Annotated in this window: 12 protein-coding genes and 1 tRNA gene; 5 read left to right on the top strand and 8 right to left on the bottom strand. The window is 68.2% G+C overall.

The features are described from left to right. Positions 1–2 precede the first annotated feature (2 nt). On the bottom strand, positions 3–1331 hold the full coding sequence (locus U8D42_RS10785) for an adenylate/guanylate cyclase domain-containing protein (protein ID WP_322861081.1): 1329 nt from the start codon (positions 1329–1331) through the stop codon (positions 3–5). 199 nt (positions 1332–1530) lie between these two features. On the opposite strand from U8D42_RS10785, the gene U8D42_RS10780 reads away from it, so the two are divergent. Then, positions 1531–1725, top strand: a complete 195-nt coding sequence (locus U8D42_RS10780) for a hypothetical protein (RefSeq protein ID WP_322861082.1) — start codon at positions 1531–1533, stop codon at positions 1723–1725. A gap of 339 nt (positions 1726–2064) precedes the next feature. On the opposite strand, the gene U8D42_RS10775 is transcribed toward U8D42_RS10780, so the two are convergent. Next, positions 2065–2141: transfer RNA gene (locus tag U8D42_RS10775), tRNA-Leu, on the bottom strand. Positions 2142–2267: 126 nt separating this feature from the next. Here U8D42_RS10775 and U8D42_RS10770 point away from each other — a divergent pair. Next, positions 2268–2882 (top strand): ANTAR domain-containing response regulator, encoded by a 615-nt coding sequence (locus tag U8D42_RS10770; protein WP_167542712.1) that lies wholly within the window; start codon positions 2268–2270, stop codon positions 2880–2882. Positions 2883–3084: 202 nt separating this feature from the next. On the opposite strand, the gene U8D42_RS10765 is transcribed toward U8D42_RS10770, so the two are convergent. Both U8D42_RS10765 and U8D42_RS10760 read right to left on the bottom strand, forming a co-directional pair. Then, on the bottom strand, positions 3085–4287 hold the full coding sequence (locus U8D42_RS10765) for a lipid-transfer protein (RefSeq protein WP_322861083.1): 1203 nt from the start codon (positions 4285–4287) through the stop codon (positions 3085–3087). Further along, a complete protein-coding gene (locus tag U8D42_RS10760; protein WP_322861084.1) occupies positions 4284–4727 on the bottom strand; it encodes a Zn-ribbon domain-containing OB-fold protein in 444 nt (147 codons plus the stop codon). The genes U8D42_RS10765 and U8D42_RS10760 overlap by 4 nt, the downstream gene beginning before the upstream one ends. Positions 4728–4861: 134 nt before the next feature. On the opposite strand from U8D42_RS10760, the gene polA reads away from it, so the two are divergent. From polA to coaE, 3 genes are all read left to right on the top strand, one after another. Continuing rightward, the gene (gene polA / locus U8D42_RS10755; RefSeq protein ID WP_322861124.1) at positions 4862–7522 is read left to right on the top strand and encodes a DNA polymerase I; all 2661 of its coding nucleotides are present in this window, start codon (positions 4862–4864) and stop codon (positions 7520–7522) included. Between the two features lie 188 nt (positions 7523–7710). After that, a complete protein-coding gene (gene rpsA, locus U8D42_RS10750) occupies positions 7711–9153 on the top strand; it encodes a 30S ribosomal protein S1 (RefSeq protein WP_085238580.1) in 1443 nt (480 codons plus the stop codon). A gap of 12 nt (positions 9154–9165) precedes the next feature. Further along, entirely contained in the window at positions 9166–10383 is a 1218-nt protein-coding gene (gene coaE / locus U8D42_RS10745; RefSeq protein WP_322861085.1) for a dephospho-CoA kinase, read from the top strand. Here the strand turns inward: coaE and U8D42_RS10740 are convergent. The 4 genes from U8D42_RS10740 to U8D42_RS10725 form a co-directional block, all read right to left on the bottom strand. Next, positions 10380–10796, bottom strand: a complete 417-nt coding sequence (locus U8D42_RS10740) for a hypothetical protein (protein WP_322861086.1) — start codon at positions 10794–10796, stop codon at positions 10380–10382. The genes coaE and U8D42_RS10740 overlap by 4 nt on opposite strands. Positions 10797–10838: 42 nt before the next feature. Beyond that, a complete protein-coding gene (ligD, locus tag U8D42_RS10735; RefSeq protein WP_322861087.1) occupies positions 10839–11846 on the bottom strand; it encodes a non-homologous end-joining DNA ligase in 1008 nt (335 codons plus the stop codon). Beyond that, positions 11831–12271, bottom strand: a complete 441-nt coding sequence (locus U8D42_RS10730) for a DUF402 domain-containing protein (RefSeq protein WP_322861088.1) — start codon at positions 12269–12271, stop codon at positions 11831–11833. The genes ligD and U8D42_RS10730 overlap by 16 nt, the downstream gene beginning before the upstream one ends. A gap of 75 nt (positions 12272–12346) precedes the next feature. Further along, positions 12347–14950, bottom strand: coding sequence for an FHA domain-containing protein (locus U8D42_RS10725; RefSeq protein ID WP_322861125.1), 2604 nt, complete (start codon positions 14948–14950; stop codon positions 12347–12349). Between the last annotated feature and the right edge of the window lie 118 nt (positions 14951–15068).

Below are 15068 nucleotides of genomic sequence, written 5' to 3'. Positions count from 1 at the left end.
GCCTATACGTGGGCCTTATGTGGATGCTTGGCCAGCAGATCGGTCGCCTCGTCGGACGCCTTGCGACCGATCAGGTACCAGGTGCGCATGAGCCCTTTGCCTTTGACGTCGATGTGGCCGCGCTCCTGCAGCACGAATTCATCTTTGAGTCGCTCGTACATGGCCTCGGGCACCTGAATTCGGCCCACCGAGTCGGTGGATTCCATCCGGGACGCGACGTTGACCGCGTCACCCCACACGTCGTAGAAGAAGCGCCGCGAACCCACGACACCGGCGACCACCGGCCCGCACGCCATGCCGACTCGCAGCGGAACGGCGTTGCCGTGCGGATCCTTCAGCCCGGCCGCAACATTGGCCATCTCGAGCGCGAAGTCCGCCAGCGCCTGGGCATGATCCGGTCGAGCCCGCGGGACCCCGCTCACCACCATGTAAGAGTCGCCACTGACTTTGATCTTCTCGAGGCCGTGTTTGTCCACGAGGGCGTCGAAGGCGCTGTAGAGCCGGTCCAGGAAGCGCACCAGGTCGGCGGGCGCCGTGCTGCTGGCCCGCTCGGTGAACCCGACGATGTCGGCGAACAGCACGGAGGCGATGTCGAACTTGTCGGCGATGATGCCGCGGTCCGGCTCCTTGAGCCGCTCGGCGATGCTGGCCGGCAACATGTTTGCCACCAGCGCCTCCGAGCGCTCGTACTGCGCTTCCATCACGGCCTCGGCGCGCGCGGTGTCGCGAAGGGCGAACGACACCGTGACAACCACCATCACGACGCTGGAGATCGTGGTGACGATGAAACCCGTCGACTGGACCCAGGCCGGTTGCAGCCCGGTGTCGCGGGGGACCAGGAACTCGACGGAGACGATCAGGGCGGCGGCGACCGCGGCCATCGTCGACGCCAAGAGGATGTGTTCGATCCCCAGCAACAGCACGACGATGCAGGCGCCCACCAGGAAGAACAACTGAGCCCCCGACCCGGTGCCGACGGCCACGCAGCTGGCGAAGACCGACACGTAGGCCGTGCCCAGAAAGGTGAGCGGCGCAACCAATTCACCGAAGCGCTGCAGCCACGGGACCACCGCAAAGACCATGGCGCCCAGGATGTTGATTGAGCTCACCTGCCACATCCAGGGTCCACTGAGGATCTGCACCACCACGAAGCTCACGCTCACCGTCACGGCGAGCCACGAGGTGATGGTGAGGATCCTGGCGCGGCGCGCGGCGCTGGCGGCGTAGTGCTGATTGCGGTCACGCGTTTGCGCCCGCACCGCGGCTACGCAGTCCGGGCTTCTCGACGAGCCATCTGACACAGGTGGGGGCCCGCACTTCTTAGCCGCCACGGTGAAAGCGTAACCGCTGAGCAGCACAGTCGCCGGTTGTCTCCATGAAATGCCGCGTTTTCGCCCCCGTAAGTTCCGAGTCTGATAACTGTTCTTGTTATCGGGTTGTAATCGGGTTTGCGGAATGTTCGGATGGGTTATTCGACATCTGTTTGACAGGGCTGTTGGACACGTGTTCGCCTCGACTAAGGGGTGCCGGATGGCGGGTCTGAAGAGATTTGTTCTTGCGTTGATCCTCTCTGTCAGCGCTGTGCTCATGGCGGGCTGCGGCGTCGGCTGCGGCGAGCCGAATTGGCTCCTCCGGGTCGCCGGCGACTCCATCGGCAACGATGCCACGGGGCTGAATGTCTCTGCGTCAGACCAGGTTTGCGTCACGCGATCGTTCGGCGACTGAATCGGCGACGCCCGTGGGTCGTGCGACCCCTCGCTCATCCCCGGCGGTTCGTGGGTAGCGATCGGGACCTCGCGGTGCCACGACGGAGGCCATCGCCGGTTTTTTCCGCGGCGCGCGGATCTCGGGTACCGAGAACAATATGAATTCATGAGGTATTCGTAGCGGTTTGTCGAATGCGACGTCGCTCTTGAATAGCTTAAAGTTTATTAAATCCGGCGAGTCCATACTTTTGGCACGCATTTCGCCCCAGCAACAAACTTTGCGATTTCTGCCGGCTCACCCCGGGTGCGTCGGCGGCCCGCACGGCCGCCCAGATGGCCGGGACGCGCAAGCCGCCCATGGTGCCCTCGGTGGGATTCGAACCCACACTGGACGGGTTTTGAGTCCGTTTCCTCTGCCAGTTGGGATACGAGGGCTTGATTCTGCTCGAGTCCGGCCTCCTACCTTAGAGGCAGCCTCCCACCATAGAGGATTTGGCGCGGCCGGCCGTCTGACCGCCCCCGAGGTCGCTGGTCTGACGCGTTCACGACACAATGTCCGTCATGACAGGCCCCACGACCGACACCGACGCCGCTGTGCCGCGCCGGGTCCTGATCGCGGAAGACGAAGCGCTGATCCGGATGGACCTCGCCGAGATGCTGCGAGAGGAGGGTTACGAGATCGTCGGGGAGGCCGGCGACGGGCAGGAAGCCGTCGAGTTGGCCGAACGGCACCAGCCCGACCTGGTGATCATGGACGTCAAGATGCCGCGTCGCGACGGCATCGACGCGGCGTCGGAGATCGCCAGCAAGCGCATCGCGCCGATCGTGGTGCTGACCGCGTTCAGCCAGCGCGACCTCGTCGAGCGAGCCCGCGATGCCGGGGCGATGGCCTACCTGGTGAAGCCCTTCACGATCAGCGACCTGATTCCGGCGATCGAGTTGGCGGTCAGCCGCTTCAGCGAGATCACCGAGCTGGAACGCGAAGTGGCGACGCTGTCCGACCGGCTGGAGACCCGCAAGCTCGTCGAACGCGCCAAGGGCCTGCTGCAGACCAAGCAGGGCATGACCGAGCCCGAGGCGTTCAAGTGGATTCAGCGCGCCGCCATGGACCGGCGGACCACCATGAAGCGGGTCGCCGAAGTCGTCCTGGAGACCCTGGACACTCCGGACGAGTAGCGCTCGGCCGTTGAGTGTGACTTGAGTGTGCGTTGACGGCTTTTCGTGTCCGTCCAGGGCGATAAGACCGCGAAAATCTCGCCCTGAGCGCACACCGAAAGCCGTCATCGCACAGTCGGTGTGGTGAGCCGCGTCGGCTGCGCTCAGATGGGGCGCGATTCGACGGGCCGGCTTGCAGTCTGGGCGACTCGACGCGCCGGCCTCAGCGCGCGACGATCACCGACGAGCCGTGCCCGAACAGGCCCTGGTTGGCCGTGACGCCGACCGTGGCGTTCTCCACCTGGCGGCCGGTGGCCTGACCGCGCAGCTGCCAGGTCAGCTCGCAAACCTGGGCGATGGCCTGGGCGGGGATGGCCTCGCCGAAGCAGGCCAGCCCGCCGGACGGGTTGACCGGCACCCTGCCGCCGATGGTGGTCGCGCCGCTGCGCAGCAGCGCCTCGGCCTCACCCTTCGGGCACAGCCCGAGGTGTTCGTACCAGTCGAGCTCCAGCGCGGTGGACAGGTCGTAGACCTCGGCCAGGCTGACGTCCTCCGGGCCGATGCCCGCCTCGGCGTACGCCGCATCCAGGATCTGATCTTTGAAGACCCGCTCCGGCGCCGGCACGGCGGCCGTGGAATCCGTTGCGATGTCCGGCAATTCGGGCAGGTGCTGCGGGTAGCGCGGGGTGACGGTGCTGACCGCGCGCACCGACGGGACGCCGTCGAGCGAGCCGAGGTGCTTGCGGGCGAACTCGGCGCTGGCGACGATCAGGGCCGCCGCGCCGTCGGAGGTGGCGCAGATGTCGAGCTGTCGCAACGGGTCGGCCACCACGGGGCTGGCGAACACGTCGTCGGCCGAGGCCTCCTTGCGGTAGCGCGCGTTCGGGTTCTGCAGGCCGTGCCGGGAGTTCTTCACCTTCACCTGGGCGAAGTCCTCGGATGTCGCGCCGTACAGGTCCATCCGGCGGCGCGCCAGCAGCGCGAAGTACACCGGGTTCATCGCACCGATCAGGTGGAAGCGCTGCCAGTCCGGATCGTTCTTGCGTTCCCCGCCGACCGGGGCGAACGCGCCCTTAGGGGTGGTGTCGGCTCCGATCACCAGCGCGACGTCGCAGAAGCCGGCCAGGATCTGCGCCCGCGCGCTCTGCAGCGCCTGGGAGCCGCTGGCGCACGCGGCGTAGCTCGAGCTGACCGGCACGCCGTTCCAGCCGAGTTTCTGGGCGAACGTCGACCCGGCGATGAAGCCCGGGTAGCCGTTGCGGATGGTGTCCGCGCCGGCGACCAGCTGGATTTGTGTCCAGTCCAGGCCGGCCTCGGCCAGCGCGGCGCGCGCCGCGACCACCCCGTATTCGGTGAAGTCGCGACCCCACTTGCCCCACGGGTGCATGCCGGCGCCGAGGATGTACAGCGGTTCGGGAGTACTCATTTCGCGATCCTCCACGCGTGCACGATGCGCTGCACGCCGTCGTCGTCGGTGAAGAGCGGCATGGTGGTCAGCTCCATCTCCATGCCGACCTTGAGGTCGTCGGCCAGCGTGCCCTCCACCACCTTGCCCAGCACGATGAGCCCTTCCTCGGCCAGCTCGACGGCGGCGATGGCGAACGGCTCGAATGGATCCGGGGCGGGGTAGGGCGGGGGCGGCGGATACCGGTTTTCGGTGTAGCTCCACAGCGTTCCCCGAGTCGACAACGCGACCGGCTCCAGCGTGTCGCTGGTGCAGCCCGGGTTGGGGCAGTTGTTCTCGCGCGGCGGGAAGACATAGGTGCCGCACTCGGGGCACTTGCTGCCGATCAGATGCGGGCTGCCGGCGTCATCGGTGGCGAACCACCCGTCGATCGCGGGTTCTTGGCTGGTGACCTCTGGCACTCGGCCAGACTACCCAGGGCCAACATAAAACTGAAACGTGTTGCAGTTCTGCGGCAGCGCCGGGATCGTCGGTACCGGTGCCTAGAGTGATAGCCGTGCCCGCCGTGACCGAGGAGCAGACCAAGCCGACGCTGATGCTGCTGGATGGCAATTCGCTGGCGTTCCGCGCGTTCTACGCGCTGCCCGCCGAGAACTTCAAGACCCGCGGCGGCCTGACCACCAACGCGGTGTACGGCTTCACCGCGATGCTGATCAACCTGCTGCGCGACGAGGCGCCGACGCACGTGGCCGCCGCGTTCGACGTGTCGCGGCAGACCTTCCGCTCCGAGCGGTACCCGGAGTACAAGGCGAACCGGGCGTCGACGCCCGACGAGTTCCACGGGCAGATCGACATCACCAAGGAAGTGCTGAACGCGCTGGGCATCACGGTGCTCGCCGAGCCGGGCTTCGAAGCCGACGACCTGATCGCGACGCTGGCCACCCAGGCCGAGAAGGACGGCTTCCGCGTCCTGGTGGTCACCGGGGACCGGGACTCCCTGCAGCTGGTCAGCGACGACGTGACGGTCCTGTATCCGCGCAAGGGCGTTAGCGAGCTCACCCGGTTCACGCCCGAGGCCGTCGTCGAGAAGTACGGCCTGACGCCGACGCAGTACCCCGACTTCGCCGCCCTGCGCGGCGATCCCAGCGACAACCTGCCCGGCATTCCCGGCGTCGGGGAGAAGACGGCGTCGAAATGGATCGCCGAATACGGCTCGCTGCAAGGCCTGGTGGACAACGTCGACGGGGTGCGCGGAAAGGTCGGCGACGCGTTGCGGGCCAACCTGGCCGGCGTGATCCGCAACCGGGAGCTCACCGACCTGGTCAAGGACGTGCCGCTGGCGCAGACCCCGGACACGCTGCGCATGCAGCCGTGGGATCGCGACCACATCCACCGGCTCTTCGACGACCTCGAGTTCCGGGTGTTGCGCGACCGGTTGTTCGACACCCTGGCCGCCGTGGAACCCGAGGTCGACGAGGGTTTCAACGTGCGCGGCGGCGCGCTGCAGCCCGGCGAGCTGGCCGCCTGGTTGGCCGAGCACAGCGCGGGCAAGCGCTTCGGCCTGGCTGTCGTCGGTACCCATCTGGCCTACGACGCCGACGCCACTGCGCTGGCCATCGTGTCCGCCGACGGCGAGGGCCGCTACATCGACACCGCGGCGCTGGGACCCGACGACGAGGCGGCGCTGGCGTCCTGGCTCGCCGACCCCGGTACGCCCAAGGCGCTACACGAAGCCAAGCTGGCGATGCACGACCTCGCCGGGCGGGGCTGGACGCTGGCCGGCGTCACCTCCGACACCGCGCTGGCCGCCTACCTGGTGCGCCCCGGGCAGCGCAGCTTCTCCCTCGAGGACCTATCGCTGCGCTATCTACGGCGCGAGTTGCGCGCGGAAACCTCTGAACAGCAACAGCTTTCGCTTCTCGACGACTCCGACGGCACGGACGACCAAGCGGTGCAGACGCTGATCCTGCGGGCCGTGGCGGTGCTCGACCTCGCCGACGCCCTCGACGAGGAGCTGGCCCGCATCGACTCCACCTCGCTGCTGGGCGGCATGGAGCTGCCGGTGCAGCGGGTGCTGGCCGGGATGGAACACACCGGTATCGCAGTCGACCTGGACCTGCTCGGCGAGCTGCAGAGCGAGTTCGCCCACCAGATCCGCGACGCGGCCGAGGCGGCCTACGCGGTGATCGGCAAGCAGATCAACCTGGGCTCGCCGAAGCAATTGCAGACGGTGCTGTTCGACGAGCTGGAGATGCCGAAAACCAAGCGCACCAAGACCGGCTACACCACCGACGCGGACGCCCTGCAGTCGCTGTTCGACAAGACCGGCCACCCGTTCCTGCAGCACCTGCTCACCCACCGCGACGTCACCCGGCTCAAGGTCACCGTGGACGGGCTGCTGGGCTCGGTGGCCTCCGACGGGCGCATCCACACCACGTTCAACCAGACCATCGCGGCGACGGGCCGGCTGTCCTCGACCGAACCGAACCTGCAGAACATCCCGATCCGCACCGAGGCCGGCCGGCGGATCCGCGACGCGTTCGTGGTCGGCGACGGCTACAGCGAGCTGATGACGGCCGACTACAGCCAGATCGAGATGCGGATCATGGCGCACCTGTCCCGGGATGAGGGCCTCATCGAGGCCTTCAACACGGGGGAGGACCTGCACTCGTTCGTCGCCTCCCGGGCGTTCGGCGTGCCCATCGAGGAGGTCACCGCCGACCTGCGCCGCCGGGTCAAGGCGATGTCGTACGGGCTGGCCTACGGGCTGAGCGCCTACGGCCTGTCGCAGCAGCTGAAGATCTCCACCGAAGAGGCGAAAGAACAGATGGAGGCCTACTTCGCCCGCTTCGGCGGCGTGCGCGACTACCTGATGAACGTCGTGGACCAGGCGCGCAAGGACGGCTACACCTCGACGGTGCTGGGCCGCCGCCGCTACCTTCCCGAGCTGGACAGCAGCAACCGCCAGGTGCGGGAGGCCGCCGAGCGGGCGGCGCTCAACGCCCCCATCCAGGGCAGCGCCGCCGACATCATCAAGGTCGCGATGATCGAGGTGGACAAGGCGATCCAGGAAGCCGGGCTGAAATCCCGCATGCTGCTCCAGGTGCACGACGAACTCCTGTTCGAAGTCGCGTCCGGCGAGCGGGAGCGGCTCGAGGCGCTGGCCCGCGAGAAGATGGGCGGCGCCTATCCGCTGGACGTCCCGCTGGAGGTATCGGTGGGTTACGGGCGCTCGTGGGACGCCGCCGCGCACTAGCGCGGCAATTCGGGTCGAAAGAATTGGCGCGAAATTCGTGCTGCCGTCACTTTCGTCGCGCTCAAACGCCAGCGTGGCGCAGGTGGCGCGCCGCCCGGGTTTGGCCAGCGTGTACGCAGTCGAGTAACCTCAACGGGTAAATCCCAATTTTGTCCCTACGACCCAACCTGTCCGGAGCAACCCACCACATGCCGAGTCCCACCGTCACCTCGCCCCAAGTAGCCGTCAACGACATCGGCTCCAGCGAGGATTTTCTTGCCGCAATAGACAAAACGATCAAGTACTTCAACGATGGCGACATCGTCGAGGGGACGATCGTCAAAGTGGACCGGGACGAGGTGCTCCTCGACATCGGCTACAAGACCGAGGGCGTCATCCCCGCCCGCGAACTCTCCATCAAGCACGACGTCGACCCCAGCGAGGTCGTTTCCGTCGGTGATGAGGTCGAGGCGCTTGTTCTCACCAAGGAGGACAAAGAGGGCCGCCTGATCCTGTCCAAGAAGCGCGCGCAGTACGAGCGCGCCTGGGGCACCATCGAGGCGCTCAAGGAGAAGGACGAGGCCGTCAAGGGCACCGTCATCGAGGTCGTCAAGGGCGGCCTGATCCTCGACATCGGCTTGCGGGGCTTCCTGCCCGCGTCGCTGGTCGAGATGCGCCGGGTCCGCGACCTGCAGCCGTACATCGGCAAGGAGATCGAAGCCAAGATCATCGAGCTGGACAAGAACCGCAACAACGTGGTGCTGTCGCGCCGGGCGTGGCTGGAGCAGACCCAGTCCGAGGTGCGCAGCGAGTTCCTCAACCAGCTGCAGAAGGGCGCCATCCGCAAGGGTGTCGTCTCCTCCATCGTCAACTTCGGCGCGTTCGTCGACCTGGGCGGTGTGGACGGCCTGGTGCACGTCTCGGAGCTGTCCTGGAAGCACATCGACCACCCGTCCGAGGTCGTCCAGGTCGGTGACGAGGTCACCGTCGAGGTGCTCGACGTCGACATGGACCGCGAGCGCGTTTCGTTGTCGCTGAAGGCGACCCAGGAAGACCCGTGGCGGCACTTCGCCCGCACGCACGCCATCGGCCAGATCGTGCCCGGCAAGGTCACCAAGCTGGTGCCGTTCGGTGCGTTCGTCCGCGTCGAGGAGGGCATCGAGGGTCTGGTGCACATCTCCGAGCTGGCCGAGCGCCACGTGGAGGTGCCCGACCAGGTGGTCGCCGTCGGCGACGACGCCATGGTCAAGGTCATCGACATCGACCTGGAGCGGCGCCGGATCTCGTTGTCGCTCAAGCAGGCCAACGAGGACTACACCGAGGAGTTCGACCCGGCGAAGTACGGCATGGCCGACAGCTACGACGAGCAGGGCAACTACATCTTCCCCGAGGGCTTCGACGCCGAGACCAACGAATGGCTCGAGGGGTTCGAGAAGCAACGTGCCGAGTGGGAGGCCCGCTACGCCGAGGCCGAGCGCCGGCACAAGATGCACACCGCCCAGATGGAGAAGTTCGCCGCGGCCGAGGCGGCCGGGCACGCCGAGCAGTCGTCGGGCAACGGCGGCGCGCGCGAGGAGAAGGCGGCCGGCGGGTCGCTGGCCAGCGACGCCCAATTGGCCGCGCTGCGGGAGAAGCTCGCCGGCAACGCCTAACAGCGTCCAGGCATGCTGCGTATCGGGTTGACCGGTGGCATCGGCGCCGGCAAGTCGGCGCTGTCGGCCACCTTCGCCAAGTGCGGTGCGGTCATCGTCGACGGTGACGTCATCGCGCGCGAGGTGGTCCAGCCGGGCACCGAGGGGCTGGCGGCGCTGGTCGACGCGTTCGGTGACGACATCCTGCTTCCCGACGGATCGCTGGATCGTCCCGCATTGGCCGCCAAGGCCTTTGCCGACGACGAGGCGCGGCAACGGCTGAACGGCATCGTGCACCCGCTGGTCGGCAAGCGCCGCGCCGAGATCATCGCCTCGGTGCCCGAGGATTCGGTTGTCGTCGAGGACATCCCGCTGCTGGTCGAGTCGGGGATGGCGCCGCTGTTCCCGCTCGTCGTCGTGGTGCATGCCGACGTCGAGGTGCGGGTGCGACGGCTGGTCGACCAGCGCGGCATGCCCGAAGAGGATGCCCGCGCCCGCATCGCCGCGCAGGCCAGCGACGAGCAGCGCCGCGCGGTTGCCGACGTCTGGGTGGACAACTCCGGCAGCCCGGAGGACTTGGTGCAGCGCGCGCATGACCTCTGGGACAACCGGATACGGCCCTTCGCGGACAACCTGAGTCAGCGTCGGGTCGCCCGGGCGGCGACGCGGTTGGTGCCGCCCGATCCGGAGTGGCCGGATCAGGCCCGGCGGATCGCGAACCGGTTGCGGACCGCCTGCGGGCACCGGGCGATTCGGGTGGACCACATCGGTTCGACCGCCGTGCCGGATTTTCCCGCCAAGGACGTCATCGACATGCAGATCACCGTCGAATCCCTGGCGGTCGCCGACGAACTCGCCGAGTCCCTGCTGGCCGCCGGTTACCCACGCATCGACAGCATCACCTCCGACGTGGCCAAGTCCGATGCCCGCAGCCTCATCGAGCGCTATGACCACAGTGACGATAAGGGGTTGTGGGACAAGCGGATTCATGCCTCGGCGGATCCTGGCCGCCCCACCAACGTGCACATCCGGGTGGGCGGCTGGCCCAATCAGCAGTTCGCCCTGTTGTTCCCGGCCTGGCTGTCGGCCGACGCGAAGGCGCGCAACGACTACCTGTCCGTCAAGCGGTCAGCCGAGACCGAGGCCGGCGCCGGCGACACGGCGGCTTATGTGGCGGTCAAGGAGCCGTGGTATCTCGACGCCTACCGGCGCGCGTGGGCGTGGGCGGACTCCACGGGCTGGCGGCCCTAGCCCGGCAGGGGAGCGCCGCAAGCCAGCGCACCGTTGTTGGGATCGGCGTTTCCGGGTGCCGGCCTGACCATCTGGTCGGTCTGGGTGAAAACGTTGTCGTCGACGTCGATCTCGCAGTGCACGCTGGCCGAGTAAGGGAAGTGCAGCACGATCCGCATCCCGGCCTGCTGTGGGTCGGGCAGCACGGTGTCGGCCTCGAATACGTTGCCGGGCATGGACGGCAGGTTGGTGGTGTTGGTCTGGCCGCCGTTGATGATGAACGTGGCCTGACTGCCGGTGGTCAGCGCATCGATGCGGGCGCGGTAGGTGATGTTGTGCAGGTCCGCCCGCGCGGTCGCCGGGCTCAACTGGGAGCCGACGGCGACGATCGTCGCCACGGTGATCGGCAGCAACCTGCGGCCGGTGCAGCTCATGGTTGCTGACATTACGCCCGCCGGGTGCCCAGGACCAGGCGGTCAGGCCACGGTCTCGCGCACCACGTCGGCGGCATCTTTGTCCGTGCGGACTCCCAGATAACGCGGGTGGCGCAGCTTCCCGTCACGGGTCCACTCGGTGAAGCCGATCTGGACGACCAATTCCGGGCGCGCCCAATGCGCGTCGGGCTCCCGCACCAGACCGCGGCTGAAGGGTGGCGTGTCCCGCGTGATCGCCGACAGCCGCTCGTGCAGTCGGCGCAGCGTGGCGTCGTCGAAACCGGTGCCCACCTTCCCGGCGTAGACCAGATCGCGGCCGTCGTAATAGCCGAGCAGCAGCGCCCCCAGCTCGACGCGGCTGCCCTTGGGGCTGGTGTAGCCGCCGACCACGAACTCCTGGTCACGCACGCACTTGAACTTCAACCAATTCCTCGAGCGGCCACCGTCATACCTCGACTCGGCGAGCTTGGCGATCACCCCTTCGTCGCCACGTTCGCACGCCGCGCGGTAGGCGGCCAGGCCGTCCCCCACCCGATGCGGGGTATACCGCAGCGGATCGCCGAACTCGATCGCCTTGCGCAGCAGCCGCTTACGCCACCGCAGCGGCGCATCGACGGTGGACTTGCCGTCGAGGTGCAGCAGGTCGAAGACGTAGTAGAAGACGCGCACCGGCGACGCCCGGGCCACCGCGGGGTCGGTGATGCCCAGGCGGGCCTGCAACCGGGCGAAGCTGGTGCGCCGCCCCTCGAAAGCCACCACCTCGCCGTCCAGCACGAAGCGCGTGCTGTGCTGGGCGGCGACCGCGTCGACCAGTTCCGGATAGGTTCCGTTGAGCGGCTGGCGGTTCCGCGACAACAACCGCACCCGGTCGCCGTCGCGAAACGCCAGGCAACGCATGCCGTCGAACTTGCGCTCGAAGATCCAGCCCGGATCGGAGAACCGCTTGTCGGTCAGGGTGGCCAGCGTGGGGGACCGCCAGTCGGGCACCGGCTCGTCGTGCAGCGCCCGGCGCACCGCCTCGGGCAGATCCGCCCCTACGTCGCGCGCCACGTCAGCTCCATCCCCTGGCCCGCCAGCCAGCGGGAAAGGTCGTAGCCGTGGCCGGCCAGGCCCGCCACCGCGGCCACGGCGCACCGCACCGCCCGCTCGGCGACCTCCGGCGTCAGCAAGCCGTGGCGGACGGCCTCCAGCAGTTCGTCGACGTCGGCCAGCTCCGCGCCGTCGCCGGTGCGGACCTCGATGTCGAGGTAGTGGTCTTCCGAACGCCAGACATCGCGACCGGGGGTGTATTCACCCACGTCCAGGTAGTAGTCGAGTTGACGTTCATGGCCGGGATTGAAGTGAAAGACCGTGGCGCGCAAGCCGAGCGACGGCAGCAGCCACGACTCGAGGTAGTGGAACTGCACGCGGCCGGGCGTGGGCCTTGCCACGTACAGGCCCCACGGGCGGACCGCATAGTGGTCCACGGCCCGCACGATGCCCTTGGGATCGGTGTTGGTGCGGGCGAGGAGGTCGAACGTCTCGCGCTTGGGTGGATGGATGAGGCAATCCTAGCGTCGCAGCCGGATTCTCCAGCGCACAAAAGCGGCATAGAACAGCGATAACGCCGCCAGCATGCCCATGTCGAGCAGCCAGACCTTCGACGTGTGCCGCCAGAACCGGTCCTGGGACAGCAGCGAATCGGGCACCAGGTGCCGCAGGTCGACCGTCGACGCCGCCGCGGCGTAGCCCCAGCGCGCGGGCATCGCGAAGGACAGCTGGTCCAGCCCCAGCCGGCCGGTGACCGGGACCATGCCGCCGCAGAGCACCAGCTGGGCCATCACCGTCACCACGAACAACGGCATGATCTGCTCGCTGGAGCGGACCAGCGACGAAATCGCCAGGCCCAGAACCGCCGAGGCCACACAGGTCGCCGCGACGGTCGCGAACAGTTCGGCGGTCGCCCCGACGGCCGAATGGCCGAGCAGCACGGCGCCCCGCGTGGGTGCGCTCTTGCCGATCACCACGATCGCGGTGACGACCGCCGACTGCAGGATCGCGAACCCGCAGAACACCGCGGTCTTCGCGAGCAGATACGCCGTGGTCGACAACCCGACCGCCTGCTCGCGCTGGAAGACGGGCCGTTCGCCGACCAGGTCGCGAATGGTCAGCGCGGTGCCCATGAACGCCGCGGCGGGCATCAGCAGGGCCAGGATCTGCGCCGCTTCGTCGGGAGTCCCGGCGTTCGCGCCCGGCAGGTGGAATCCGTTGGCGCCCGGGACGGTCAGCGACAGCGAACCCAGGATGAACGGCAACAGCGCCAGGAAGGCGAAGTAGGCACGGTCGGCGACCACCAGGCGGACCTGCCGCCGGGCAACCGTCGAAATCTGGCGCCGCACACTGGTATGCACTGGCTCGCCCAGGGCGCCCGGCTCACCGGCCTTGTCCGGCAACGGCTTCGACGGCCGCTTCTCGGCGTCCCGCCGCTCCACGAAGCGCCGGTTGGCTTCCTCGGGATCGGCGCCCACCCGGGTGAAGATCTTCGCCCAGTTGGTGGTGCCCATCGCCGCGCCGATCTGGTCGGGCGGGCCGCAGTAGGCCGTCTTGCCGCCCGGGGCCACCAGCAGCAGCTGGTCACAGGTGTCGAGGTAGGACAGCATGTGCGTCACCACGATCACCACCCGACCGGCGTCGGCCAGCTGCCGCAGCATGGTCATGACCTGGTGGTCGAGCGCCGGGTCCAGGCCCGAGGTGGGCTCGTCGAGGATCAGCAGCGACGGGCCGGTGAGCAGCTCCAGCGCCACCGACGCGCGTTTGCGCTGACCACCGGACAGCTTGTCCACCCGGGTGTCGGCGTGTTTGGTCAGGTCGAGCTCCTCGAGGACCTGCGCGACGACCTTCGCCCGGTCGGATTTGCCGGTGTCGGGCGGCAGGCGCAGTTCGGCGGCGTAGCCGAGCGCCTGGTTGATCGTCAGCTGCCGGTGCACCACGTCGTCTTGCGGGACCATTCCGATGCGGCTGCGCAACGACGCGTACTCGGCGTGAATGTCGTGGCCCTCGAACGTGACCGAGCCGGAGCTGGGCGTGGTGTAGCCGGCGATGAGCCTGGCCAGTGTGCTCTTTCCGGCGCCCGACCCGCCGATGACGGCGGTCAGCGTGCCGGGGCGCGCGATCAGCGAGATGTCGTCGAGCAGTTGTTTGCCGTTGTCGACGACGTACTTGACGTTGCGCACCTCCAGGCCGCCGCCGCGCGTCGCGGCCTCGCTGCGTTCGGCCAGGGTGCCGTCGCGGAAAACGAGGTCGACGTTGCCGATGGTGACGACGTCGTCGTCGGTCAGGATCGCCGACCCGACGCGGGTGCCGTTGACGAAGGTTCCGTTGATGCTGTTGTCCCGGATCTCGGTGCCCAGCGGCGTCTGCACCAACGTCGCGTGCCGGCGGGAGGCCAGCACGTCGGGGACGACGATGTCGCACTCGGCCGCGCGGCCGATCGTCAGGGCGCGGGTGCCCGCGGCCGCCGACGAGCGCGGGGAGAGCAGCTTGACAAAGCGCGTCGACAGGGTCGACACGTCGGCCGTCTCGGCGTCGACCACGGTGAGTTCGGCGGGCGGCGTCGAGCCGGGCGGGGACGGCGGTCCGGCGTGCACGACGGTGGTCCGCTCGTCGGGGGGCGCGGCGCGCAGCGGGCTGTGCGGCGCCTGGCGGGCCGGTGAAATGCGCTGCCTGCGCGGGGGATCCGGCGGCCCGGCCGGCTCTGGCCGGCGGGTGCGATTTGTTTGCTCGGGCAACGCCGACCACGCCAGCGTCGGCGGCCCGGGCTGCGGGCCCGGCCGGGTCCGGCCCGGCCGGTCGGTGTAGCCCTGTTGCGGCCCGACGGCGAAGGTCAGCCGCGGTCCCCGCGGATTGCCGACGTGAATGCTCTGACCGTCGTGGACGTCGATGACCGGCATCCGATAACCGTTGAGGTAGGTGCCGTTCAGCGAGCCGTTGTCGATCGCCAACCAGCGGCCCTGATCGAAACGCACGATGAGGTGGGCACGCGAGATGCGCGGATCGTCGATGCGCATGTCGGCCTGCATGTCGCGGCCGACGACCACTTCGTGGCCGGCGGCGAAGGATCGCTGGTACCCGTCGTGCCGGATCGTCAGGATGGGCGGGGCGGGGCGGGTCACTATTCAAGTATCGGTGCGCGCGTGGGTGCTTTCCGTTGAGGCGCCTGTGATTTCGCTATGTTTCGGCGGCGGGCACTCATAGCCGTTTCATAGCTTGGTGAGGCGAAGCCCCCACCGGGAT

It is taken from the genome of Mycobacterium europaeum, assembly GCF_034555895.2.
Taxonomy (GTDB): Bacteria; Actinomycetota; Actinomycetes; order Mycobacteriales; family Mycobacteriaceae; genus Mycobacterium; species Mycobacterium europaeum.
The sequence above is the reverse complement of the archived record's forward strand: the minus strand, read 5'-3'. Positions and strand labels throughout refer to the sequence as shown.

Bases quoted from the DNA above. Each gene is read 5' to 3' on its own strand.
- U8D42_RS10780 (WP_322861082.1), top strand. From the start codon at position 1,531: ATGGCGGGTCTGAAGAGATTTGTTCTTGCGTTGATCCTCTCTGTCAGC.
- U8D42_RS10770 (WP_167542712.1), top strand. From the start codon at position 2,268: ATGACAGGCCCCACGACCGACACCGACGCCGCTGTGCCGCGCCGGGTC.
- U8D42_RS10765 (WP_322861083.1), bottom strand. From the start codon at position 4,287: ATGAGTACTCCCGAACCGCTGTACATCCTCGGCGCCGGCATGCACCCG.
- polA (WP_322861124.1), top strand. From the start codon at position 4,862: ATGCTGCTGGATGGCAATTCGCTGGCGTTCCGCGCGTTCTACGCGCTG.
- rpsA (WP_085238580.1), top strand. From the start codon at position 7,711: ATGCCGAGTCCCACCGTCACCTCGCCCCAAGTAGCCGTCAACGACATC.
- coaE (WP_322861085.1), top strand. From the start codon at position 9,166: ATGCTGCGTATCGGGTTGACCGGTGGCATCGGCGCCGGCAAGTCGGCG.
- U8D42_RS10740 (WP_322861086.1), bottom strand. From the start codon at position 10,796: ATGAGCTGCACCGGCCGCAGGTTGCTGCCGATCACCGTGGCGACGATC.